General features: G+C 67.8%; 18 protein-coding genes. 8 read left to right on the plus strand and 10 right to left on the minus strand.

Annotated features, from left to right (window positions below; translation table 11 throughout):
- Positions 1-128 precede the first annotated feature (128 nt).
- The 4 genes from IAE56_RS10350 to IAE56_RS10365 form a co-directional block, all read right to left on the minus strand.
- Positions 129-455: a thioredoxin family protein gene (locus IAE56_RS10350; RefSeq protein WP_150454143.1), complete on the minus strand. Its 327-nt coding sequence runs from the start codon at positions 453-455 to the stop codon at positions 129-131.
- Positions 427-906 (minus strand): flavodoxin, encoded by a 480-nt coding sequence (locus IAE56_RS10355; RefSeq protein ID WP_234456009.1) that lies wholly within the window; start codon positions 904-906, stop codon positions 427-429. The genes IAE56_RS10350 and IAE56_RS10355 overlap by 29 nt, the downstream gene beginning before the upstream one ends.
- Before the next feature lie 13 nt (positions 907-919).
- Positions 920-1,960: a ribonucleotide-diphosphate reductase subunit beta gene (locus tag IAE56_RS10360; protein ID WP_049428423.1), complete on the minus strand. Its 1,041-nt coding sequence runs from the start codon at positions 1,958-1,960 to the stop codon at positions 920-922.
- A gap of 99 nt (positions 1,961-2,059) precedes the next feature.
- Complete coding sequence (locus IAE56_RS10365) at positions 2,060-4,372, minus strand: ribonucleoside-diphosphate reductase subunit alpha (RefSeq protein ID WP_234456010.1); 2,313 nt, start codon at positions 4,370-4,372, stop codon at positions 2,060-2,062.
- 481 nt (positions 4,373-4,853) lie between these two features.
- Between IAE56_RS10365 and IAE56_RS10370 the strand changes: the two genes are divergently transcribed.
- Positions 4,854-5,831: a zinc-binding dehydrogenase gene (locus IAE56_RS10370; RefSeq protein ID WP_200752485.1), complete on the plus strand. Its 978-nt coding sequence runs from the start codon at positions 4,854-4,856 to the stop codon at positions 5,829-5,831.
- Positions 5,832-5,929: 98 nt separating this feature from the next.
- On the opposite strand, the gene betT is transcribed toward IAE56_RS10370, so the two are convergent.
- On the minus strand, positions 5,930-7,909 hold the full coding sequence (gene betT / locus IAE56_RS10375; RefSeq protein ID WP_200752486.1) for a choline BCCT transporter BetT: 1,980 nt from the start codon (positions 7,907-7,909) through the stop codon (positions 5,930-5,932).
- 203 nt (positions 7,910-8,112) lie between these two features.
- On the minus strand, positions 8,113-9,033 hold the full coding sequence (locus tag IAE56_RS10380) for a M14 family metallocarboxypeptidase (protein ID WP_200752487.1): 921 nt from the start codon (positions 9,031-9,033) through the stop codon (positions 8,113-8,115).
- Between the two features lie 142 nt (positions 9,034-9,175).
- On the opposite strand from IAE56_RS10380, the gene IAE56_RS10385 reads away from it, so the two are divergent.
- Together IAE56_RS10385 and IAE56_RS10390 are read left to right on the plus strand one after the other, a co-directional pair.
- Positions 9,176-11,251 carry a TonB-dependent siderophore receptor gene (locus IAE56_RS10385; RefSeq protein ID WP_200752488.1) on the plus strand — a complete coding sequence of 692 codons (2,076 nt, stop codon included), beginning with the start codon at positions 9,176-9,178 and terminating at the stop codon, positions 11,249-11,251.
- Positions 11,252-11,314: 63 nt separating this feature from the next.
- Positions 11,315-13,087: a chloride channel protein gene (locus tag IAE56_RS10390; protein ID WP_079222151.1), complete on the plus strand. Its 1,773-nt coding sequence runs from the start codon at positions 11,315-11,317 to the stop codon at positions 13,085-13,087.
- Between the two features lie 90 nt (positions 13,088-13,177).
- Here the strand turns inward: IAE56_RS10390 and IAE56_RS10395 are convergent, their stop codons facing one another.
- The 4 genes from IAE56_RS10395 to IAE56_RS10410 all read right to left on the minus strand — a co-directional run bounded on the left by IAE56_RS10395 (position 13,178) and on the right by IAE56_RS10410 (position 20,258).
- On the minus strand, positions 13,178-13,480 hold the full coding sequence (locus IAE56_RS10395; protein ID WP_108769087.1) for a hypothetical protein: 303 nt from the start codon (positions 13,478-13,480) through the stop codon (positions 13,178-13,180).
- 106 nt (positions 13,481-13,586) lie between these two features.
- Positions 13,587-14,426, minus strand: coding sequence for an OmpA family protein (locus IAE56_RS10400; RefSeq protein WP_200752489.1), 840 nt, complete (start codon positions 14,424-14,426; stop codon positions 13,587-13,589).
- Positions 14,427-14,488: 62 nt separating this feature from the next.
- Positions 14,489-19,066, minus strand: coding sequence for a YadA-like family protein (locus tag IAE56_RS10405; protein WP_200752490.1), 4,578 nt, complete (start codon positions 19,064-19,066; stop codon positions 14,489-14,491).
- A 181-nt stretch (positions 19,067-19,247) separates the two neighbouring features.
- The gene (locus IAE56_RS10410; protein WP_200752491.1) at positions 19,248-20,258 is read right to left on the minus strand and encodes an AraC family transcriptional regulator; all 1,011 of its coding nucleotides are present in this window, start codon (positions 20,256-20,258) and stop codon (positions 19,248-19,250) included.
- Positions 20,259-20,461: 203 nt separating this feature from the next.
- Between IAE56_RS10410 and IAE56_RS10415 the strand changes: the two genes are divergently transcribed.
- The 5 genes from IAE56_RS10415 (at position 20,462) to cpaB (ending at position 23,298) form a co-directional block, all read left to right on the plus strand.
- Complete coding sequence (locus tag IAE56_RS10415) at positions 20,462-20,653, plus strand: hypothetical protein (protein ID WP_200752492.1); 192 nt, start codon at positions 20,462-20,464, stop codon at positions 20,651-20,653.
- 270 nt (positions 20,654-20,923) lie between these two features.
- On the plus strand, positions 20,924-21,112 hold the full coding sequence (locus IAE56_RS10420) for a Flp family type IVb pilin (RefSeq protein ID WP_200752493.1): 189 nt from the start codon (positions 20,924-20,926) through the stop codon (positions 21,110-21,112).
- A gap of 111 nt (positions 21,113-21,223) precedes the next feature.
- Positions 21,224-21,769, plus strand: coding sequence for a prepilin peptidase (locus IAE56_RS10425; protein ID WP_200752494.1), 546 nt, complete (start codon positions 21,224-21,226; stop codon positions 21,767-21,769).
- On the plus strand, positions 21,766-22,236 hold the full coding sequence (locus tag IAE56_RS10430; RefSeq protein ID WP_200752495.1) for a TadE/TadG family type IV pilus assembly protein: 471 nt from the start codon (positions 21,766-21,768) through the stop codon (positions 22,234-22,236). Before IAE56_RS10425 ends, IAE56_RS10430 begins: the two co-directional genes overlap by 4 nt.
- A 24-nt stretch (positions 22,237-22,260) precedes the next feature.
- The gene (cpaB, locus tag IAE56_RS10435; protein WP_200752496.1) at positions 22,261-23,298 is read left to right on the plus strand and encodes a Flp pilus assembly protein CpaB; all 1,038 of its coding nucleotides are present in this window, start codon (positions 22,261-22,263) and stop codon (positions 23,296-23,298) included.

A 23,298-nucleotide genomic window follows, 5' to 3' on the forward strand; every position in this document is an offset into this window, starting at 1 on the left:
CTCCCCCCCCCCGCGGGGGCCCCCCCCCCCCCCCGCCCCCCCCCCCCCCCCACCCCAGTAGATCCACGCCGTGCGTGGATGCCTTTCATGGCCCACCGCGCAAACGGCAGCCGAGCATGGGCTCGGCGCTACAAGTGCAGCGCGATCGCGGCTTCAATCTGCTGGGGCGACTGGAATCCGGCCAGCCGCTGCCGCTCATCCCCATCACGGAACAGCGACAAGGTCGGCGTCTGCCGCAGCCCAAGCTCGCGGAAAAACGCTTCGCCCAGCACTTCCAGCTGCACGCGCAGCAGGGTCGTGCCCTGCCCCGCCACGCTGTTGGCCACGCGGTGCAGCGACATCTCCAGCATCCGGCAGCCCGGGCACTGGTCCTTGTGGAAATCCACCAGCACCCGAGGGTGTTCGGCCAGCAACTGCTGGAACTGCTCAGGCGTGGTGGCGTCGATGATCTGCATCGTGCGTACTCCGGTAATGGGCCAGGACCGCATCGGTCCAGGCGTCGATGGCCGCGGCGTGGCGTGCGCCATGCGGCATCTGCTCGATTTCCAGCGGCGGGTAGCTGCTGTTGAAATAGCGGATCAGCCGGTGCACGGCGCCGCAGTAGTACTCCTGCCCCCACTGCGTCTCGCCGGTACCGAATACCGCAAGCTGGCGCGGGCGTTGGCCACGCTCGGCGATGCCGGCCACCCAGGCCTTCATCTCCGACGGCGTGCGCCCAGCGTTGTCGGTCCAGCTGCCCAGCAGCACCAGGTCAGCCTCATCGGCAGCCAGCGGGGCAGCAGAACGCAGGTCATCAGCCTCCTGCCAGTGCACCGCATGCCCGGCGGCCAGACAGCGCGCCTGGATCAGCCGGCCCAGCTCGCGGGTATTGCCACTCAGCGAGGCCACCACCACCAGGATGCGCAGCGCCGCGCCGGGTTCAGAGGTCGTCGAAGCCGTTGTCGACGTTGGTCTTCTTGTAACTTGCATTGCGCATCTCGAAGAAGTCGGTCTTGGTCTCGGTGAAATTGTCGGCGTAGGCCTTGATCCACGGCATCACGTTGTCGGTGGTGTCGCTGTACAGGCGCTCGATGCCCAGCATGCCGGCCATCTTGTTGGCGCGGTATTTCACGTAGCGGGTCATTTCCTCCACGTCGATGCCGTCGATGCCATCCAGCACTTCCGACGACCACTGCGTTTCCAGCTCGATGGCATGCTCGAATGCCTGGTGCACGTAGGCCGTCAGTTCATTGGTCTGCAGCTCCGGGTTCTCGCCGATGATCGCGCGGATCAGCTCGCTGATGAACTTGGTGTGGGCCAGCTCGTCGCGGTTGATGAAGCTGATGATCTTGCCGGTACCGGTCATGCGGTTCTGCCGCACCATGTTGTAGAAGTACGCAAAGCCGGAATAGAAGTTGATGCCTTCCAGGATCGACGACTGGATCAGCGACTTCAGCAGGGTCTCGGCGGTCTTCTCACGCATGAAATCGTCATACGCTCCCATGATCGGCGCGTTGCGCTTGATGATGGTCGGGTGCGTGCGCGCGATCTCGAAGATGCGGTTCTGGTTCGGCAGGTCGGTGATCGAGGCCAGCACGTAGCTGTAGCTCTCGTTGTGGATCACCTCCTGCTGGCCGATGATCGCCGCGTTGGCATGCGCGGCCGGGTCGGTGATGTACTCGGCCACGTTGTAGATGAAACGGGTCTGCGGCGAATCGAGCGTGGCCAGCAGGCCGATGATCGAGTCGTAGGCGTTCTTCTCGCGCCCGGACAGCTCGCCGTACTGGCGCGCGTCCAGCTTCATGTCCACCTCGTCGGGGATCCAGAAGTTGGTCGACAGCTCTTTGTAGGCCCGATAGAACGACGGGTACGGGATGTCGTTCCAGTTGAGGATGCCGCTGGTGCGGCCGTTGATGATGCCGGTGCTCCGGTTGGGGTGGCGCGGTTCGAGGATCTTGATGCGGTCGAGGGGGGTTGCCATGGTCTTACCTGCAAGGGGTAGCACCGGGCCATGCCCGGCGGGATGTATGACGGCCGCGCGTTGCGCTCGCCGGGCGTGGCCCGGCGCTACCGTTGCGCGTCAGCTCGAGCACCACTCGCATTCGCTGATGTCGATGTCGTTGGAGCGCACGTAGTACGTGGTCTTAAGGCCCTCGCGCCACGCGCTCAGGTGCAGCTCCAGCAGCGTGCTGGCGCGGATGGTGCTGGGCACGTACAGGTTGAAGCTGATCGCCTGGTCGACGTGGCGCTGGCGACGGGCGTTCTGCCGCACGCTGGCGAACTGGTCGACCTTGTAGGCGCCCTTTTCGTAGTACGGCCACGTTTCCAGCGACAGCCCCGGTGCGGCCACCGGACGGCGGAAGTCCTTCTTTTCCTCGTAGTAGAACGCGCTGTAGATCGGGTCGATCGATGCGGTGGAACCGGCAATCTGCGCGGTGCTCATGTTCGGCGCCACCGCCAGCAGCCAGCCATTGCGCAGGCCGTGCGTTGCAACGTCACGGGCCAGGCTGTCCCAGCCCGCGCCCTCGTAGCGGCGGTCACGGAAGTAGGCGCCGGTCTGCCAGTCGCTGCCGGTGAACATCGGGTAGCTGCCCTTCTCCTTCGCCAGCTGCGCGCTGGCCTGGATGGTCAGGAAGTTGATCCGCTCGAACAGCGTGTCCGACAGCGCCTCCGCTTCGGGCGTTTCCCAGTGGATGCCCTGCTGGGCCAGCAGGTGGTGCCAGCCGAAGGTGCCCAGGCCGATGGCGCGGTATTTGCGGTTGGTGATGGTGGCCTGCGGCACCGGCAGCGCGTTGAGGTCGATCACGTTGTCGAGCATGCGCACCTGGATCGGGATCAGACGCTCGAGCACGTCCTTTGCCAGCAGGTCGTCCGGCGCGGTGATCGCCCGGCCGAGGTTGATCGAGGACAGGTTGCAGACCACGAAATCGCCGGCGCGGCGGGTGGTGACGATCTGGTCGCCGCTGACGATCTCCTGGATCATCCGCGTCGGGCTCATGTTCTGCAGGATCTCGGTGCACAGGTTGCTGGAATAGACCATGCCCGCGTGCTTGTTCGGGTTCTTCCGGTTCACTTCATCGCGGTAGAACAGGAACGGGTTGCCGGTCTCCAGCTGGCTGACCATGATCCGCTTGAACAGGTCGATGGCGCGCACAGTGCGGCGGCTGATGCGCTCGTCGCCCACCAGTTCGGCATAGCGGTCGCGGAAGCTGCCCGCACCGCGTGTTTCATCGTAGAAGTCCTGCAGGTACCAGCCCTTGGCCTGCTTCACTTCGTGCGGGTCGAACAGGTACCAGTCGGCGCGGCGCTCCACCGCCTCCATGAACAGGTCCGGCACGCACACCGCCGTGAACACGTCGTGCGCGCGCAGGCGCTGGTCGCCGTTGTTCAGGCGCAGATCGAGGAAGGCCTCGATATCGCGGTGCCAGATGTCCAGGTACACCGCCACCGCGCCCTTGCGCTGGCCGAGCTGGTCGACCGACACGGCGGTGTTGTTGAGCTGCTTGATCCACGGCACCACGCCGCCGGACGAATTGGGCACGCCGCGGATCGGCGCGCCGCTGCTGCGCACATAGCCCAGGTAGGCGCCGACCCCGCCACCGTGCTTGGACACGCGGGCGATATCGGTGTTGGAGTCATAGATGCCCTGCAGGCTGTCATCCACCGTATCGATGAAGCAGCTGGACAGCTGCCCGCCGACCTTGCCGGCATTGGCCAGGGTGGGCGTGGCCACGGTCATGTACAGGTTGGACAGCGCCCAGTAGGCCTCGCCCACCAGCTGCATGCGGCGTTCCCTCGGCTTTTCGTCCTGCATCAGGTACAGGGCGATGGTCAGCCAGCGCTCCTGCGGCAGTTCGTACACTTCGCGGCTGCCATCGGTGGCGAGATAGCGCGTGGCCAGCAGGTACAGGCCGTTGTAGGCGAACAGCCGGTCGCGCTCGGGATCGATCATCTGCCCCGCCTGCTGCAGTTCGTCCTTCGAATAGCAGCGCAGGATGTCATTGCTGTAGACCCCGCGGTCGGCCAGGCTTTCCTGCAGGCCCACGTAGGAGCCGTACTTCAAGCTGACATCGTAGAAGCGGTTTCGGCTGGCGCGCTTGTACAGCCGGCGCAGGTACATCCGCGCAGCGAACTGCTCCCACTCCGGCGCCACCAGGTCCACGCGCGATTCCGCCTCGCGGATCAGCAGGTCGACCAGGTCATCGGCGCTGATGCTGGGCTTGCGCTCGACCATTGCCTGCACCACGCGGCGGTAGTCGCTCACGTCCAGCTGCGGGAACTCGGCATGCACGCCGTCGATGCTGCGCTGCAGGCGCTCGGCCTCGAACGGCAGGCGGCGGTTGCCGGCTTCCTTGGTGATCCAGGTGGGCACACGTTCGCCACCGGCGCGCATGGCGTCGCCGGCGCCGGCCAGATCGGCCGCGCGGTAGGTACTGTCGGTCATTGTCCTGCATCTCCAGGCACGCACGCCTCGAAGCGTCAATGCCATGGCGGCCCTGCGCGCGATACCGGCGCCCAGGGCAATCGGTTGGTGTGCCATTGCGCGGGAACGTCAGACCGTCGGCGATGAGCCTGCGCCTGCGGCCGGTATCCGGGCCGTGGGGGCGATCTGCGTCCGCACGATGGCGGCCGCGTCGACACGGCAAGCCTTCAGGGGCGGGCCGCGGGACGTTTGCTGCATGTCCGGCGGCGGCGGCTGACCGGGAGTGACGGCCACAACATAGTGGGGATATCGAAGATCGTCAACACAAGATGCGGTGATGAACACATTCCGCGACGATCCGTCGCAGGATGCCGTGTTGCACCACCGACGCCTTGTCGAGCGCGCGCACATCCCCAGATGGAGTGAACATTCCCAACTCATGGATGCATCCATGCGCGCCGCGCTCTATTCCGCCTTCGGCGATCCCGCCACCGTCCTTGCCATCGCCGATGTCGCCCTGCCCGAACCCGGCCCCGGTGAAGTGCGCATCCGCACCACGCTTGCCTCGATCCACAACCACGATCTGCTGACCGTGCGCGGCTTGTATGGCTACAAGCCGACCCTGCCGGCGGTCGGCGGCAGCGAAGCCCTGGGCGTGGTCGATGCACTCGGCGAAGGTGTTGAAGGCCTGCAGGTCGGCCAGCGCGTCGCCGCCGCCTCGGTGCATGCCACCTGGGCCGAGGCGTTCATCGCGCCGGCACGCATGGTCATCCCGATGCCCGACGCCATCGCCGACGAAACCGCGGCACAGCTGATCGCGATGCCACTGAGCGCGCTGATGCTGCTGGAATTCCTGAAGGTGGACGCCGGCCAGTGGATCGTGCAGAACACCGCCAACGGTGCGGTGGGCAAATCGCTGGCGATGCTGGCCCGCGCACGCGGCGTCAACGTGGCCAACCTGGTGCGCAACACCAAGGCGGTGGCGCAGCTGCAGGCGCTGGGCATCGAGCACGTGTTCGACACCTCGCAGGACGGCTGGAAAGACCGCGTGCGTGCAGCCACGGGTGAGGCGCAGGCAGCAGCAGCCGTTGATTCCATCGGCGGTGAAGCCAGCGCCGACCTGGTCGACCTGCTCGGCCTGCACGGCACGCTGGTGTCGTTCGGCGTGATGAGTGGCGAGGCGATGCGTATCCCGGCCAGCGGCCTGATCTACAAGGAAGCCACGGTGAAGGGCTTCTGGGGCAGCAAGGTCAGCCAGGCAATGGCGGTGGAAGACAAGCGCCGCCTGGTGGGCGAACTGCTGCAGCGCGCGGCCAGCGGCGAACTGACCCTGCCGGTGGACGGCATCTTCGCGCTGGATGACATCACGGCCGCCGCGACCGCCAGCGCGCAGTCGGGGCGTGGCGGCAAGGTGCTGCTGCGGGTCTGACGGACCCGCCGTCCGCACCCGCTTTCGTAGAGTCGAGCTTGCTCGACTGCTTCTGGCAACGGCAGTCGAGCAAGCTCGACTCTACCCAGCCACCTGCATCACCGGCTCAGATGCAGGAACTGCAGGTGCCGTTCGTACTGGCTGATGATGTCGTTGATGATCTGCTTGCGGCTGTAGCCCACCAGGTCGTAATCCTGGCTGCCTTCGAACAGATGCACTTCGGCGCGGTAATAGCGCTGGTTGCGCAGCTGCTGCGCGGCGAACGACGGGGTCAGATAACCGCTGAGGATCACCCGGTACTGGAAGTCCTGCTGCTCGCCATGGTTGACCGACAGCTCCATGTCACCGGCCTCGAAGCGCGTGACCACCTCCCAGCCCTGTCCTTGCAGCTGCTCGGCCACCGCTTCCATCGCCGGCTTCACCGTGTCGTCCATGAAGCGGTAGACCTGGTCGCGCACCGGGAAGTGCATGGCCTGGCTCAGGCGCTGGCGCCAGCCCTGGTGGTGGCGGTCGTCGCCGATCAGCGGTGACGGCCGGAACTGCTGCGCGCGCTCGCGGTGCGATTCATCGCTGAAGGCACGGGTCAGGCCCCACATCATCAACAGCAGCACCGCCGAGAACGGCAGCGAGGCCAGCACCACGGCCGACTTCAATGCGTCGATGCTGCCGGCCAGCAGCAGCCCGGCGGTCAGCACCGCGATCACCGTGCCCCAGAACACGCGCAGCCAGCGCGGGCCATCGTCCTCGGGCGCTCCGCCGTGCGAGGACAGCGTGGACAGCACCACCGCCCCCGAATCAGCCGACGTCACGAAGAAGATGAAGCTGACCAGCACGGTCACCGCGATCACCGCCTTGCTCCACGGGTAGCCATCCAGCAGCGCGTACAGCACGGTCGGCGGATCATCCACCGCCAGCTGTGCCAGCTGCTGCTGGCCATGGTGCAGCACCTGGTCCAGCGCGCTGTTGCCGAAGATCGACAGCCACGCCAGAGTGAAGCCGAGCGGGATCAGCAGCACGCCGAAGACGAATTCGCGGATGGTGCGGCCGCGCGAGATGCGCGCGATGAACAGGCCCACGAACGGCGCCCAGCCGATCCACCAGGCCCAGTAGAACACCGTCCAGCCGCCCAGCCATTCCGGGCGGCCGCCGTAGGCGTACACATCGAAACTCTTGCCGACCACGCTGCCCAGGTAATCGCCCAGGTTCTGCATGAGCGTGCTGAGCAGGTACTGGGTGGGGCCGGCGCACAGCATGAACAGCACCAGCGCGATGGCCAGCAGCATGTTGATGTTGGCCATCCAGCGCACGCCCTTTTCCACGCCGGACACCGCCACCGCCACCGCGGCGCCCATCATGCTGGCCACCAGGATGATCTGCACCAGGTTGGAGTGCGGCACGTTGAACAGGTGGGTCAGGCCGGCGTTGAGGTGCAGCACGCCGAAGCCCATGTCCGCACCGATGCCGAACACGGTGGCGACGATGCCCAGTGCATCCACCGTGTAGCCGATGGGCCCGTTGATGCGCTTGCCGATGAGCGGGTACAGCGCCGAGCGCAGCGCCAGCGGCAGGTTGTGCCGGTAGGCGAAGTAGGCCATCGCCATCGCCGCCAGCGCGAACACGCCCCAGCCATGCAGACCCCAGTGCAGGAACAGCAGCTGCATGGCCTGGCGCGCACCCGCCTCGCCGGCGGCCGCATCGCCCTGCGGTGGCTGCAGGTAATGGGTCAGCGGTTCGGAGACGCAGAAAAAGAACAGGGTGATGCTGATGCCAGCGGCAAACAGCATGCCGGCCCACGACAGATAGCTGAATTCCGGTTCGTCATGGTCGGCCCCCAGCTTGATGCCGCCGTACTTGGACAGGGCCACGCCGACCACGAACACCAGGTACAGGGTCATCGCCAGCAGGTAGTACCAGCCCACGTTGAGCGCGGCCCAGTCCTGCGCCTTGACCAGCAGGCGGCCGGCGCCCAGCGGGAACAGGCTGACGAACAGTGCGAAGGCAACGACGACGATCGCAGCGAAGGCGAAGACGGGCCGGAGGGTGCGCACCGGGGTGTGTTGAGGCTCCAGTGCTTCCATCGGCAGCCATCTCCGGTCGATCAGGGATTAGCCGACCGAGTCTGCATGAATGGCAGTGGACGCAGGATGAAGTGCGGGGTCGCGATGACAGCCCCGGGACAGGCCACGCGTGTTACGCGCGCGCCCGGGGCGAACGGTAGTGCCGGCCGCTGGCCGGCAACCGCATTGCAGCGCATCTGCCGGCCATCGGCCGGCACTACCTGTCAGCGGCGGGCCAGCGCGTACTCCAGCGCCGAGCGCACCGCCGCCACCTGTGCCTCGTTGCACTGCGCCGGCGTCGCGCGCGGGCTGTCCGGGTAGACCTCGGTGGTGGTGGTGTACTTCGCACCGGTGATGCCCGCGCACAGCGCCAGCTTCACCAGCGGGTACTCGATGACGCCGTGGGCGACCACCGGCGAGCCGATGATCTCGTTCTTCTCATCGGCCGGGGCGATATGGGTCACCTGCTCGACGGCGGCGATCACTGCCTGCTGGAATGCCGGCTGCGGGTTCTCGCTGTCATCGACCAGGTAGAAGCCATCGGGGATCAGGCCCGGCTCGAACGGCTTGCCATCGCGCGCGGCCAGCGCCGGGCGGAACTCGCTCTCGTCGCTGTCGGTGGTCTCGTGCAGGTCGATGTGCAGCACGAACTGGCCCTGGTACGGGGCGATCAGCTCGATGACCGCCGTCGATTCGCGGGCCGGACCATCGGCGCGGAAGTTGCGGTTCGGATCAATCGCATCATGGTTCCAGCGGTTGATGCGCTCGAAACCCCACGGGTTCACGCACGGCGCCACCAGCAGGTTGGCTTTGCCGGCGTAGTCGGCCGCGTGCTGTTCGAGGAAGTCCAGCGCGCCCATCACGCCGCTGGTTTCATAGCCATGCACGCCGCCGGTGACCAGCGCCGCCGGCAGCGCCGGGTTCCAGTCGCGGCTGCGCAGCGCGTACAGGGTGTAGGTCTCGCCGGCGTAGTCCAGCTGGCCATAGGCCACCTTGTCGAAGCGGTCGGCCAGGGCCTCGATGCGCGGCAGCACTTCCTCGTCATAGCGGCGCAGGCGCTGCTGGCGGCTGCGCCACTGCTCCCGCTCCGCCGTGCCCCACGGCTGGCCAGGGGTTCCGACGGGATAGAAAGCGGCAGTGGACATGGCAGATCTCGGCAGTCAGGAAGCAATCGCCCACTCTAGCACCGCCCTCCGCTGCCGTTCATCCGCAACCCCCGAAGGTGCATTCCATTGGCGAATGGAATCAGCAATAATTCTCATTTACGACCCTTCCGCGCCCATCCGAATGTCCTTCCGAATCCTGACCCCGGCCCGCCTGCCGCTGGCCGCCGCCCTTTCCCTGTGCCTGTCCGCCACCGCCTTCGCGCAGGACAGCGCCACCACGCTGGACAGCATCCAGGTGTCCGGCAGCTGGCTGGGCACCGGCCTGCACGACAGCGTGAAGAGCTTTGCCGGTGCGCGCACCGTGGTCGACCGCCAGCGCATCGACGCCAGCGGCGCGGCCAGCATCGGCGATGCCATGCGTCGCATTCCGGGCGTGCAGGTCACCGACAACTCGGGTACGGCCGGCAGCTCGGTCTCGCTGAACATCGGTGTGCGTGGCCTCACCGGCCGCTACTCGCCGCGCTCCACCGTGCTGCTGGACGGCGTACCGCTGGCGGTGGCGCCCTACGGCCAGCCGCAGCTCTCGTTCGCCCCCACCAGCCTGTCCAACATCGAGTCCATCGACGTGGTGCGTGGCGGCGGTGCGGTGCGCTACGGGCCGCAGAACGTCGGCGGCATCATCAACTTCAGCACCCGCGCCATCCCCACCGAGGCCGGCCTGCACGGCGAAGCGGGCGTGCGCTACAGCGCCAACGACCACGGTGGCGGCGACAGCACCCAGTACAACGCCTTGCTCGGCGGCACCGCCGACAACGGCCTGGGCATGGCCCTGCTGTATTCCGGCCAGGATGGCCGCGGCTGGCGCCAGGGCAGCGACGACCGCTTCGACGACCTGGCGCTGAAGTTCGCCTATGCCATCGACGAGCAGCAGGAGCTGCGCGCCAAGCTGTCCTACTACGATGTGCGCTCGCTGACCCCGGGCGGCCTGACCCGCGCGCAGTACGAGGCCGATCCGTTCCAGAACACCCGCCCTACCGATTTCTGGAAGGGCCACCGCACCGGCATCGACCTGGGCTACACCAACACCCTGTCGGCCGACAGCGAGTTCGAGGTGCTGGCCTATTACAACGAGAGCAACCGCGCCAGCTCGCTGATCAACGCCGCCAACACCCAGCTGACCGTGCAGCCGCGCGACTACCGCGTGCTCGGCATCGAGCCGCGCTACACCCAGCGCCTGCGCTGGGGCAGCACCGTACATGACATCACCGCCGGCTACCGCTTCCTGCGCGAGCGTGGCAACGACCGCAGCTACACCGTGGTCCGCCGCACCGGCGTGGAAAGTGCGATCACCCGCTTCGACAACGCCACCGACGCGCATGCGTTCTACGTGGACGACCGCATCGCCGTCGGCCAGTGGCGCATCACCCCGGGCGTGCGCATGGAATGGATCGACATGGACCGCCGCCAGGCCGGTGGCGGCGCCACCTTCAGCAGCCGCAACGACAAGGCGCTGCCGTCGATCAACATCGCCTACCTGCTGACCCCGCAGCTGACCGTGTTCGGCAACTACACCACCTCGTTCGGGCCGGTGCAGAACATCCAGCTGAACTCGCAGACCGCCAGCAACCCGCTGAACCCGGAAGTGGCCAAGACCACCGAACTGGGTGCGCGCTGGCAGGACGGCGCCCTGCGCGCGGAAGTGACCGTGTTCAAGATGCGCTTCGACAACCAGATCCAGCAGGTGCCGGGCATCACCCCGCCAACCTTCCAGAACATCGGCGCCACCGACCACAAGGGCGTGGAAAGCGCGCTGGAGTACCGTTTCGCCGAGGACAGCGCGCTGGCCGGCCTGGAGCTGTACGCCAACTACACCTGGACCAAGGCCATCCAGCAGTCCGGCGACAACCGCAGCCTGGACGTGCCGTTCTACTCGCGTGACACCGACAGCATCGGCGCCCGCTACGCCATTGCCGCCTGGACGTTCAACGTCTCCAGCACGCACCAGAGCGGGCAGTTCTCCGATGCCGCCAACACCTGGGCCGAGAGCGCCGATGCGCGCGTGGGCCGGGTGCCGGGCGTGCGCCTGTTGAACGCGCAGGTGGCCTGGCAGGTGCCGGGCCTGGGTGACAGCGAGATCGCGCTGGGCGTGAACAACCTGGCCGACAAGGGCTGGTACACCCGCAATGTCGACGGCAACGCCGGGCGCATGGTGGCCGCGCCGCGCACCTTCTACGTGCAGGGCCGCTACCGCTTCTAAGCCCCCCAGCCGCCCGATGCGGTGAGGGCAGCGATCACGGTGGCGGCGTATCATGCCGCCACCATGTCCTCCCACGCTTCGCCATCACGCCTGCATCTGGCGTTCCAGGGCCTGCGCCTGCGCCTGCGCGGCAGCGACCTGTGGTTCATCGCCCTCGCCCTGGTGGTCGGGCTGCTCGCCGGCGGCCTGACCCTGCTGCAATCGGGCATCGCACGCTGGCTCCAGGCCGCGCTGTACGGCCTGGATGAAGGCATCCGGCTGAGCTCCCTGCCCTCGCTGCCGTGGACCGCCCTGCTGGTGCTGCCACTGGGCGGCCTGCTGGTCGGCCTGGTCGCCCTGGCCGCCACCCGCCTCAAGCGCCCCCTGCTCGATGCCGTGGAAGCCAACGCCCTGCACGGCGGCCGCATGTCGATGCGCGACAACCTGATCGTGCTGACCCAGACCCTGATCTCCAACGGCTGCGGCGCCTCGGTCGGACTGGAGGCGTCGTACACGCAGATGGGCGCTGGCAGCGGCTCGCAGCTGGGCCGGGTGATGCGCCTGCGCCGCAACGACGTGCGCATCCTGGTCGGGGCCGGCTCGGCCGGTGCCATCGCCGCCGCCTTCGGCGCACCGCTGGCCGGTGCCTTCTATGCCTTCGAGATCGTCATCGGCGCCTACACGCCGGCCGCGCTGGCCCCGGTGGCCGTGGCCGCGCTGGCCGGCGCGTTCGTGGCCGACCAGGCCGGCATCGACGCCTACCTGCTGCCGGCCGCGTCCACCATCGACGTGCGCGCCGCCGACTACGCCATCTACGGCCTGCTCGGCTGCTGCTGCGCGATGGTCGGCATCCTGGTGATGCGGCTGATCGCCTCGATCGAGGGCACGGTCAAGCGCAGCCCGCTGCCGCTGTGGGGTCGGCCGGTGCTGGGTGGACTGCTGCTGATTCCGCTGGCGATGGCCAGCCCGCAGGTGCTGTCCTCCGGCCACGGCGCCCTGCACCTGGACCTGACCACCCACCTGCCGCTGATCTGGATCGGCGCCCTGCTGACCCTCAAGTGCCTGGCCTCCGGCATCTCGCTGGGCTTCGGCTTCCGTGGCGGCCTGTTCTTCGCCTCGCTGTTCATGGGCACGCTGGTGGGCGCGCTGTTTGCCGGCCTGCTGGCAATGGCCACCGGCGTGCCGGTGATCGATGCCACCTCGGCCGCGCTGGCCGGCATGGCCGCACTCGCCGCCGCCGTGGTCGGCGCACCGATGACCATGGCCATGCTGGTGCTGGAAGGCACCCACGACTTCCTGCTGACCAGTGTGGTGATGAGCGCGGTGCTGGTGTCCAGCACCCTGGTGCGGCAGTGGTTCGGCTACTCGTTCTCGACCTGGCGCATGCACCTGCGCGGCGAGACCATCAAAAGCGCACGCGACGTGGGCTGGGTGCAGAACCTCAATGCCGGGCGGATGATGCGCAAGGGCGTGGCCACCGCACCCGCCGACCTGGACACGGCCTCGTTCCGCCAGCGCTTCCCGCTGGGTTCCGGCGGCCGCGTGATCCTGGTGGACAGCGAAGGGCACTACGCCGGCATCGTGCAGATTCCGCGCATGTACGGCGACGGCGTGAAGCCGGACGCGGTGGTGGGCGACTACGCCGAGAACCGCGACGTCGCACTGGCCGCCAACGCCAACGTGGTGGCGGTGATGCAGCGCTTCGACCAGACCCAGGCCGACGAACTGGCGGTGGTGGCCAGCGATGGCCAGGTGCTGGGCGTGGTCTCCGAAGCCTTCGTGCGCAAGCGCTACGCCGAAGAGCTGGACAAGCGCCAGCGCGAACTGATGGGCGAGCGCGTCGAAGACAGCGATTGACCTTCATCCACGCATGGCGTGGATCTACTGCCACGGACCCGGTTGGTTCAGTAGATCCACGCCATGCGTGGATGGCAGAACCCGCGACCGCTACAGCGCTTCGCCGGCGTCGGCCAGGCGTGATTCGATCAATGCGTACCACTGCTGCAGCGTGTCGATCAGCATGTCCAACTCTGCGTCGGCACGCTGCGCGCGCCCGCTGCGCAGGCAGGCCTGGGCGTCCTGCAGCTGGGTGAGGAACCCGGCCACGGTGTCGGCCTGCAGGATCAGGCCCGGCAGGCGCCGGCCGGGAATGCGCACCACCGAATGGTTGCCGAGCTGGCCATACACGCTGACTGTGGTTTCCGTCTTCATGGACAAGGGCAGGAATTGGGCATTCATCGCGCGCACCATGGAAAAAACCTGGCCCGCCGGCGGACGGAGATGACGGGGGAGACGCATCCACGCCGGCCGGCGGATCAGGGGGGAAACACGGGCGCCGGCAGGGCCGGCGAGGCACTCAGTCGCGCCGGGCGGTGCCGGCGATCTGCACGCGGCGGTTCGGGGCCAGGCACGCGATCAGTTCGCGCTGGTTCTGCTGCGTGCACTGCACGAGGGGGTCGGCGGCGCCGCGTCCTTCCGCGCTGATGGTCTGTGCAGGTACCCCGCCCTGCACCAGCGCCACCCGCACCGACTCGGCACGTCGCTGCGACAGCCGCTGGTTGTAGTCGGCGCCGCCGATACGATCGGTGTAGCCGACCACCTGGATCGACTGCACCTGGCTGGCTTCACGCACCTGTGCAAGCACGCCCTGCACCGCCGACTGGCCGGCCTGGCTGAGCACGTCGCTGTCGAAGCCGAACAGCGCATCGGCCGACAGGCGCAGCGGCTGGGCCGGCAACGGTGCCGGTGCCGCGGCCACCGGCGGCGGCGCGGGTGGATCCAGCACGGCCGCACAGGCCTGCGGCTTCCAGTGCCCGGCCTGGGCGATGCCCTTGCCATCGAACTGCACCTGGAACTGGCAGGTGAAGTACTCCGCGCCCTGGGCGGTGCGGAAGTTGAACAGGTAGTTCCACTGGCGCACGCCCCACATGCCTTCGTTGAAGTGCGGCGTGCCGAGCAGCGCGTACAGCTGGCGCTTGCTCATGCCGGGGGCGAAACGGCGCAGGTCTGCGACGTCGGGATAGGTGCCTTCCTTCAGCGATGCCTTGCTGGCTTCGGGGAAGCTGACCAGTGTGTCGGCGACCGGCGCGTCGCCGGCGGGTGCGGTGCTGCGGCAACCGGCCAGCAGGCCGGCGGCCAGGACCAGGACGAGCGACGCGGCGAACGGGCCGGGGCGCGAAGTGCGTTGGAACGTCATTGGGATTCCCCCTGTCGATGTGGTGGGCACGGCCGGGCTGACGGGCAGCCCGGCCCGGGCACTTACCACTGGATGCCGGCGCCGACGGCTACGCCGGCTTCGCCACGGGTGTTGGTGGAACCGCTGAACTTGTAGATCCAGCGGCCGCCCTCGGAGACACCGGAAATGCCCAGGGCCATGCCGGATTCGCCGTTGTAGCTGCCCGCCGCGAACGAGGCCATGCTGCGGCCCGCTTCACTGGGCTGCGGCAGCGCTGCGGTGGCCATCGCCGAGGCAATGCCGGCCGAGGCACGGTTGTCGGTCTTGCGCAGTTCGCGCTCGAAGCCGCCCATGCGCTCGTCGGTGTAGGCCTTGGACCAGTCCAGGGTCTGCGACATGCCGGCGCGCAGCTGGTCGACGTTGACCGCGTCGGTGCCCGCCGTACCGGCCGCAACGTTGCGCACCGTGGTCGGCCCGCTGGTGCTGCTGCCAAGGGTGACGCTGTTGTAGTTGGTATCGCCGTTGGTGGTAGTGTCATAGCGCAACGTGCCCTGCTGCGAGGCCTGCAGCTGGCGCACGTTGACCGCGTCGGTGGCCTGGGTACCGTCGGCCACGTTGACCACCTGGCGCTCGGCACCGGCGGCGCCGACCGACACGGTGTTGGCACGGTCGGCGACAGAGCCGGCGCCCAGTGCCACCGAGTTGTCGGCCTGCGCCTGCGCACCGTTGCCCAGTGCGGTGGAGTTGGCCCCGGCGGCGGTGGAACCGGCACCACCGGCGGCGGAGTTGGCACCGGTCGCGGCCGGGTCGGCCAGGTTGTTGCTGTTGTTGGCGCGGAAGCTGCCAGCCACGTTGGTGATGTTCTGGATCTTCTGGTCGGTGTAGGCCTTGGACTGGTCGATGGCGTAGTTCACGCCGTTGTTCAGCTGGCCCACGTTGGTCGCATCGTGGTCATCGGAGCCATCGGCCACGTTGGTGATCTTGCGCTCGGCCCCGCTGCTGCCTACCGACACTTCACCGGCCGAATTGCTGCCACCAGCCGCGCCGTAGGCACCGGTGTAGCCGGTCTGCGCGCCGACGCTGGCGACCGAACCGCTGCCCAGGGCCACGCTGTTGTCGGCGCTGGCGCTGGCGCCGTTGCCGACCGCCACGCTGGAGGCACCGGCCGCGCTGGCCTGCGGGCCGACCGCCACGGCTTCATCGCCGGTCGCGGTGGCGGCGGCCGCCGCCGAGTTGACCGCCAGGTACGGGCTGGCGCTGCCGTTGAGGATGCGCTGGTTGAGCGTGCGCAGCGAACCATCGACCGCCGAGAACGCGGCGGTGACGTTGCTGTAGTCGTTGAGCGAGATGCTGCCGTCGGTGGCGATGCTGGAGATGCTGAAGGACGGGGCGGTCCACTGCGAGGTGGTGCCGTCGTAGGTGGTACTGCCGCCGAAGTAGTTGGCGATGGTGGCATGGGTGGCGAACAGCTGGTCGCCGGTGATGGCATCGCTGCTGCCCGCCTGGATGCTGCCGGCCGCCACGTTGGTCAGCCGCACCGCTGCGCCGCCGGTGCCGCTGAGGGTGACCGAATCCATCATGTCGCCGTTTGCATCCACATCGTATTTCACTGCGCGCATGTCCAGTTCATCGGTCTGGTCGACCACGTTGGCCAGCGAGTTGCTCACCGCATCGAAGGCACTGCCCACGTCGTTGTAGCTGCCCTGGCTGATGGTGCCGTTGGCGGCGACGTTGTTGATGGTGTAGGTGGGCGCGGTGACCCCGCCGTTGGCATCGACCGCCGCGCCGCCGCCCAGATGGGTGGCCACGGTCTGGTTGGCGGCGAACAGCTGCGCACCGTTGATGGCCTCGCTGCTGAGCGCGCTGACCTCGCCCGGGCCCAGGTTGCGCAGCGTGGTGGCGGTACCGCCCTGGCCCAGCGTGGCGCTGGCGTAATCCACGCTGCCATCGGCGTTGAGGTCGTAGCGCAGCGCGCCCTCCTCCGATGCCTGCAGCTGGCCCAGGTTGACCGCATCGGTCGCCTCGGTGGCCGCGGCCACGTGGGTGATCTGCCGTTCCGCACCGGCAGCGCCGACGGAGACGGTGTTGTCCCGGTCGGCCAGGCTGCCGGCACCCACGGCGATGCTGTTGGCAGCGGTGGCCTGCGCGTTGCTGCCCACGGCGATGGAATCGGCGCCGGTGGCCACGGCTTCCACGCCGGTGGAGTTCACCCGCAGGTACTTGGTGCCGCCATTGCGGATATCGTTGATCTGCGTGTTGAGGTTGACCAGCGAGCCATCGACCGCGTCGAAGGCATCGGTGGCGTTCTCGTAGGCGCCCTGCGCGATGGCGCCGTCATCGGAAATGGTGCTGATCTCGAACAGCGGCGCGGTGAAGGCGCCGGTGGCCGGATCGAAGGCGGTGCGGCCGCCGAAGAAGCGCGTGATCGCATCGTTGCTGGTGAACAGCTGGCTGCCGTTGACGGCTTCGGTGCTGCCGGCGCTGATCGCGCCCGCCGCCAGGTTGGACAGCGTGGTGGTGCCGGTGCCGTTGCCCAGGGTGACGCGGCGGTAATCCGGGTCACCGGCTTCGTCGAGGTCGTAGGTGACGGCGACGTCGCCGAGCGCATCGATCTGGCTGATCGCGCCCCGCAGCTGCGCGACGTTGACCGCATCGGTGTTGGCACTACCCGCCGCGAGGTTGGTGATCTGCCGTTCGCCACCGTCGGCACTGCCCACCGACACTTCACCGGCGGACACCTGCGCAGCGGTCAGGCCGAAGGCGGTGTAGCTGGCCTGCGCCCCGCGCAGTGCGGCCGAGCGGTAGCCCAGGGCCACCGAGTTGGCCTGGTTCGAGGTGGCTTCGGCGCCGAGCAGGGTCTGCCCGTTGGCGGTGCCGACGGCGCTGTCGCCGACGATCACCGAATGGCCCATGCGCGCGGCGTAGTCGGCGGTGGGGACGCCGGTGGGGTTGGTCGGATCGTTGGTGCCGTTGCCGGGGAAGGCGATGCTGGCATCGACCTGCGGCAGTTCGTGGCGCGCATTGGCGCCGATCACCACTTCCCGCGAGCCATTGGCATAAGCACCGTCACCCATCAGCACCTGGTAATCCTGTGCCGGGTTGACCGCCCAGCAGGAGATGTTCGCCAGGCCGATGTCCAGGCACTTGGCCGCCCAGTCCGGCGCCTGGTCCGGCAGCAGCAGGCCGAGCAGACCGCCCGGGTTGCCGTTGTTGATGTTGTAGATGTAGCTGTCCGACGTCACGCCACCGATCAGGGTGAGGTGCGAGTTGCCGCCGGTGACCGCACCGCCCAGGCCATTGAGCGTAGTACCGACCGGGGTGGCGTTGACCAGCGGAAGGCCCAGCACGTTGACCGTCGAATACGTCTGCATGACGTTGGCGGTGCTGACATTGAGGTTGCCGTTGGTCAGGTAGCCGGTGCCACCGAACAGGCTGGCGGTGGTCGGGCCGATCAATGAGCTGAGACCACCAACCAGGCCGCCGGTGCCGACGATCACACCAGCATTGCGGTCGACGGCCACGGGAGCCTTCGGGCTGTCTGCCGGGATCGGCGACGGCTGGGTCAGGCCGAGCCCGCCCAGCGTGTTGCCGAGCAGGCCACCCACCGCACCGCCGAGGTTGCCGACCGTGCCGTTGAGATCGCCGTTGACCAGGCTGCCGACGGCGCCACCGACACCGTCCAGCGCACTGCCGACGCCGGTGAGCAGGCCACCCAAGCCCAGCGAACTGGTCTGTGCGCCGACCACCGAGGTGCCGGCCAGCTTCAGGTTGCGGTCGGCGATGACGGCTTCGCCATCGGGGCCGAGCACGCGCACCTTGCCCGCGACGGAGCCATCGAGCCCGGCGGTCAGTGCGCGATCTTCGGTTTCACCCGGCAGCTCTTCCTTCGCCGGCAGCGTGGCCGACGCCGTCGCGCCGACTTGGCCCTGGCCTTCGATGGCATGGCCGGCCAGCGCCAGCTTCGCATCGACCTGGCCATCGACCGCGGCCTTCAGGCCGGACAGTGAAGTGGTAGGCGTCGCCGCAACATCGGCGGCAACGGCAGCCTTGGTATCAAGACTGGCGACCTGCGTACCGGCCACGCCCACCTGCGCCTTCGCGGCGGCGGTGGTGGACAGTGCCAGCGGTGCCTGTGCCTGCGGCGCCAGCTGCGCACCGAGCGCGGTGTCGACACGGGTGCTGCTGCCCAGCCCGACCGAAGCGCGCACATCGGCGGCCACGACGGGTGCGGCCACCTGCTGCGGCGTGTTGCCCGCACCCAGCGACACCTTGACGGTGGCCGGCAGCACATCGCGCACGACCGGCAGGCCGGTGGTGCTCAGCTGCAGGCCGATGCGTGCATCGGTACTGATGGCCGGGCTGGTCTGTGCCTGGCGCGCAGCGGCGGCGAGGGCCACTTCCGCATCCACCTTGACCGGCATGGTCTGGGTGTACTTGGCCGCCAGCGCCTGCAGGTCGCGCAGCGACTGGTTGGCTTCACTGGCGGCAGCGGTACCGCTGGCAAGGACACTCAGCAGAGCCAGGGCCAATGCACTGGGCACCAGCAGTTTCGATTGCGGATCGCGGAGCGTTGTCGCTCCACCATCGCCGGTGGCCAGTTCCGAGGCCACAACAAGAGCATTGAGCTGGCGGTTCCATACACGCCGGTAAATGCGGTTCATGAGCACTTCCCCCGTTGACGAACGACGTGAAATTCAGTGGGCATGCCGGTTGGCACGTGACTGATATTTCAGCGTCTTCAACGTGGGCGGGGCACTTCATTCCGGCAGGGCAATCGCGCATTCCGGCAAAGCCACGGGCGGATTCGGCAGGCGGATATGCAGATTCGGCAGCGCGCCTGTTTCAGGCCGGCTGGCCCATCTGTGCCGGCGAGCGCATCAACGTGTCGCGCGGCAGTTCGCCGAACACCTTGCGGTAATTGTCGGCAAAGCGCGAGAGATCCCACAGGCCACAACTGAGTGCGATGGCCTTGACCGAGCGGCGGCTGGAGTCGGCCATCGACAGGCTGCGGCATGCGGCGCACAGCCGAAGCATCGACAGGTAACGGTTGGGCGACACGCCGAACAGATCCTCGAACGCGTAGCGCAGGCCACGTTCGCTGACGCCGGCCGCATCACAGATTTCATTCATATAGATGTTGCGCCGTAGGTTGAGGCGCATGAAGTTCTCGGCACGCTGCGCGATGAGGTAGTGCGTCCGCCGCGCGCGGGTGAAGCCGGGGCGATCGGCAGGCCCGGCCGCCAGCAGCGCCTGGATGTGTTCATGCAGCAGGCGGTCGGTTTCTTCCGGCTGCAGTGGCGCACCCTGCCCCAGCTGCGCGTGCAGCTGCAGGTAGTGGTTGGCCAGCGCCTGGCTGTCGACGGGCAGCTGCACCAGGCTCAGGGCCTGGCCGGCCGGTGGCGTGCTGCGCAGGCTCAGTTCGGTGAGCTTGCGCTGCACCCGCGCCACGGGCAGCAGCATGACGGTGATCTGGGTGCCAGCGCTGAGCGTGAACTCACTGATGCCTTCAGGCAGCACCGTGAACGACATGCCCGCCACCATCGGCACGCCGTGGCACCAGCTCTGCACTTCATCGGTGGCATGCACGAAGCCGAGCATCGCCCAGTCCGGCGGCAGCATGAAGCGCCCACGGCAATGGAAGCCGCAGGTGATGCTGCAGAACAGCGCTTCATCGTGCACGCGCGAAGAGAAGGCAGCCTTGGGTCCGTTGCCGTCGAGCAGCAGCAGTTCCACATCGCAGACGCGAAGCACGCCGCTCAGCGTCGCCAGGTCGATCGACCGGAGTTCGCCGCCGTCGAGCTGGCCGCCTTCGATATCGCCCACCCCACCTTCCATGACAGTGTCGTCCCCCATGAGTCCGTATCCGCCGCCCCCACTGCCTGACAGGGCGCGCGCCGCAATCCATTCATCGTGCCGTAGCGAGCCCTGCCTGCACTGCGGCCGGCTGCCACGGGTACGTTTCGATTGCGTTGGAGTATTGCGTGTAAATGAGCGCCCGTAAACAGTGATGCATTACGTAAACCATTAATGTTCAGTCTTTCGAAATGTAGCCGCGAATGGCACGGAATTCGCATGCAGCAAGGCTTCCCGGCGATTTTCTCGATCCAAATGAACGGATTTGTCGGGTAACGTTTTTCCTTCACCTGAACGGCCGTTTTTCTTCACGCGAAAATGGCTTTCTGCCGAATTTGCATATTGATTTGGCTTGCGGCACCGCGCCATTCGGGCAAGAGTCGATGCCATGGTGATCCGGCCACGCGACATCGGCCTCAGCCAGGGGGAAACATGCAGACGCACGCCACCCGCATACAGCCGACCCGCGGCAGGACGCCGCGCGATGGCGCTCGTGTGCAGGCTGCTCCCGGGGACAGGGATCACGTTGATTGACCATGGCGGGACTGTCCCGCCATGTCCCCCTGCCAGGATGGCGGGGGTCCATGGATGGACCCGGTGGAGCCGGGCGCCCATTCAACCTGGGTAATACACGAAAACCTGACTGGTATAGGGAGACAACCGTCATGAACGCATCGATCCGCAAGTTCCTCAACGAAGAAGACGGCGTGACCGCGCTGGAATATGGCCTGCTGGCGGCAGTGATTGCCGGCGTGATCATCGCCGTCGGTGGCGACCAGATCACCAAGTTCTTCCAGAAGCTCTTTACGAACCTGACCGATCTGGCCAACAAGGCCGCAGGCGCCGGCCCGTAATCCGCGGCGCCACGGTCCGCACGCGGCCCACGCGGCCGCGGCTGCGGATCGCTGAAAGAACTGAAAGTGCTGAAACAGAAACGGTCCATTGATGGACGCTGAGGGTGTGGGATGACGTTACTGGGGCTGTTGGCCATGGGTTTGAGCCTGCGCATCGCGATCAGCGATCTGTATGCCCGCCGTGTCCCCAATGCCTGGCTGGTCGGAGCGTGCGCGCTTGCCCTCCCGTTGATTGTCGCCGGTCAGTTTTCCGGCCCGCACCTGCCATGGTGGGGGCACCTGCTGGGCGCCGCGCTGGGGCTGGCATCGCTGCTGCCTTTCTACGCGCTCGGCTGGATGGGCGCCGGTGACGTCAAGTTCTTCGCCGTGCTGGGGTTGCTGCTGGGCTGGAATGCCCTGCTGCCGATCTGGATCGCCGCAAGCCTGGTGGCAGGCCTGCACGCGGTGCTGGTGATCAGCACGCGACGGCTGATGCCCTGGGTATCGCCACGCCTGCAACTGCACTGCGCACGTTGGAGTGCGCACTGGCAGGCGCGCCCGGCCATCCAGGACATGCACCTCGCCCGCCAGGGACGCCAGGGCATCCCCTACGCCGCCTATCTCGCCTTCGCCGCCATCGGCTGGGTCGCGGCCTCGACCCTGGGAGTACTGCCATGAAGACGATCCGATCCCAACGCGGCGTCATCACCGTCGAGTACGCACTGATGATGATGCTCGGCTTCCTTCCGCTGCTGATGCTCACCTTTTCCGGCGTGATGATCATGGCCGCGCAGCAGACGCTGGCGACCGCATCGGCCGAAGGCGCGCGCGCATCGCTGCGCTTCGGCAGCACCGCCGAACGTCGCGTCGCCGCATGCTCGGCCGCACGCCGCTCGATGCAATGGCTGCTGCGCTTCTCGGGCCAGGAGCCTGACTGCAGCGCGGCCAGCAGCACCGGCGCCATCGTGGTCTCGCCGCCGGCGGCGTGCAGCGGCCTGGCCAGCGCGCAGTGCGTGACCGTCACGGTCAGCTACGACTATTCCAGCCACCCCTTCCTTCCCGGCACCGGCACGCTGTACGGCTGGGTGATGAAGGCCCCGATCCGCAGCGTTGCGGTCGCCCAGCTCGATCTCGGCAGCAACTGACGATCGGTTTCAGGAGATGGTTCCATGCTCAAGTTGACCCGCATCGCCGCCGTCGCACTGATCGCCCTGGCCGCGCTGCTTGCGGTGGTGGCGTTCATGGTGGGGCGCAAGCCCGCCACCACGGCGACCGCGCCCATGGCGGCCTCGACCACCGATGCACGCACCATCACCGTGGTGGAAGCCGTGGCACGACTGCCGGCCGGCGAACCGATCCGCGCCGATGGCGTACGCCTGGCCCAGCGCACCAGCGCCGAACCGGGCGCCTCGTCCGACCTGGCCGCGGTGCTCGGCAAGGTGCCGGTGCAGGACATCGCCGAGGGCACCACGGTCAGCCGTGGCCTGCTGGCGCAGGGCTTCTCGCTGCAGCTTCGCCCCGGCGAGCGCGCGTTGGCGGTGCCGGTCGATGAGCTGGTGGGTGCGGGCAACCGCATCCTGCCGGGCGATTTCGTCGATGTCTTCCTCAACCTGCGCAGCGCCAACAACAGCGCGAACGGCCAGCCGGAGCCGGCGCAGACCCGCCTGCTGCTGTCCCGCCTGCGCGTGCTCAGCTATGGGCAGCAGGACATCGCCGTGGACACGGCCCAGGCCGGCGCTGAAAACAGCGGCAGCCCGCAGGGCGACGACCCGCGGGCCGCGGACATCACCGGCAGCGCCAGCACGGGCAGCCGCAGCGACACCGCCCAGCCTGCACGCAGCGCGGTGCTGGCGGTGCCGGTGGACGAAGCCAACCGCCTGCTGCTGGGCGCGCAGCAGGGCAAGCTGTTCCTGGCACTGCGCAACCCGGCCGACGCCGGCCTGCCCGACGTTGCCCTGTTCCCGCAGGCACGTGGCGTGCTGGATCCGCTGCGCGGCCTAGACAGCGAACAACAGGAAGCGCTGCAGCGCCCCGAGAACAACGCCTACGCCGGCATCGACGGCGACGGTCTGGCCGGCGGCGCTGCCCGGCCGCGGCCGGTGGCCGAAACGACGCCGCGCCCGGCCGCACCACGACGCGCCGCCGCGCGCCCGGCCGGCATCGAGATCATCCGTGGCGACAGTGCAGCCCCCCGCGGTTCCCTTTGA

Origin of the sequence: Stenotrophomonas sp. S41, assembly GCF_016624625.1 — a bacterium.
GTDB lineage: Bacteria > Pseudomonadota > Gammaproteobacteria > Xanthomonadales > Xanthomonadaceae > Stenotrophomonas.

What these genes read in the sequence shown, in the direction of transcription:
- IAE56_RS10415 (WP_200752492.1), top strand. Translation starts at nt 20,462, where the DNA reads ATGGCACGGAATTCGCATGCAGCAAGGCTTCCCGGCGATTTTCTCGAT.
- IAE56_RS10370 (WP_200752485.1), top strand. Translation starts at nt 4,854, where the DNA reads ATGCGCGCCGCGCTCTATTCCGCCTTCGGCGATCCCGCCACCGTCCTT.
- IAE56_RS10350 (WP_150454143.1), bottom strand. Translation starts at nt 455, where the DNA reads ATGCAGATCATCGACGCCACCACGCCTGAGCAGTTCCAGCAGTTGCTG.
- betT (WP_200752486.1), bottom strand. Translation starts at nt 7,909, where the DNA reads ATGGAAGCACTGGAGCCTCAACACACCCCGGTGCGCACCCTCCGGCCC.
- IAE56_RS10360 (WP_049428423.1), bottom strand. Translation starts at nt 1,960, where the DNA reads ATGGCAACCCCCCTCGACCGCATCAAGATCCTCGAACCGCGCCACCCC.
- IAE56_RS10420 (WP_200752493.1), top strand. Translation starts at nt 20,924, where the DNA reads ATGAACGCATCGATCCGCAAGTTCCTCAACGAAGAAGACGGCGTGACC.
- IAE56_RS10395 (WP_108769087.1), bottom strand. Translation starts at nt 13,480, where the DNA reads ATGGTGCGCGCGATGAATGCCCAATTCCTGCCCTTGTCCATGAAGACG.
- IAE56_RS10380 (WP_200752487.1), bottom strand. Translation starts at nt 9,033, where the DNA reads ATGTCCACTGCCGCTTTCTATCCCGTCGGAACCCCTGGCCAGCCGTGG.
- IAE56_RS10400 (WP_200752489.1), bottom strand. Translation starts at nt 14,426, where the DNA reads ATGACGTTCCAACGCACTTCGCGCCCCGGCCCGTTCGCCGCGTCGCTC.
- IAE56_RS10385 (WP_200752488.1), top strand. Translation starts at nt 9,176, where the DNA reads ATGTCCTTCCGAATCCTGACCCCGGCCCGCCTGCCGCTGGCCGCCGCC.
- IAE56_RS10430 (WP_200752495.1), top strand. Translation starts at nt 21,766, where the DNA reads ATGAAGACGATCCGATCCCAACGCGGCGTCATCACCGTCGAGTACGCA.
- cpaB (WP_200752496.1), top strand. Translation starts at nt 22,261, where the DNA reads ATGCTCAAGTTGACCCGCATCGCCGCCGTCGCACTGATCGCCCTGGCC.
- IAE56_RS10425 (WP_200752494.1), top strand. Translation starts at nt 21,224, where the DNA reads ATGACGTTACTGGGGCTGTTGGCCATGGGTTTGAGCCTGCGCATCGCG.
- IAE56_RS10410 (WP_200752491.1), bottom strand. Translation starts at nt 20,258, where the DNA reads ATGGGGGACGACACTGTCATGGAAGGTGGGGTGGGCGATATCGAAGGC.
- IAE56_RS10405 (WP_200752490.1), bottom strand. Translation starts at nt 19,066, where the DNA reads ATGAACCGCATTTACCGGCGTGTATGGAACCGCCAGCTCAATGCTCTT.
- IAE56_RS10390 (WP_079222151.1), top strand. Translation starts at nt 11,315, where the DNA reads ATGTCCTCCCACGCTTCGCCATCACGCCTGCATCTGGCGTTCCAGGGC.
- IAE56_RS10365 (WP_234456010.1), bottom strand. Translation starts at nt 4,372, where the DNA reads ATGCGCGCCGGTGGCGAACGTGTGCCCACCTGGATCACCAAGGAAGCC.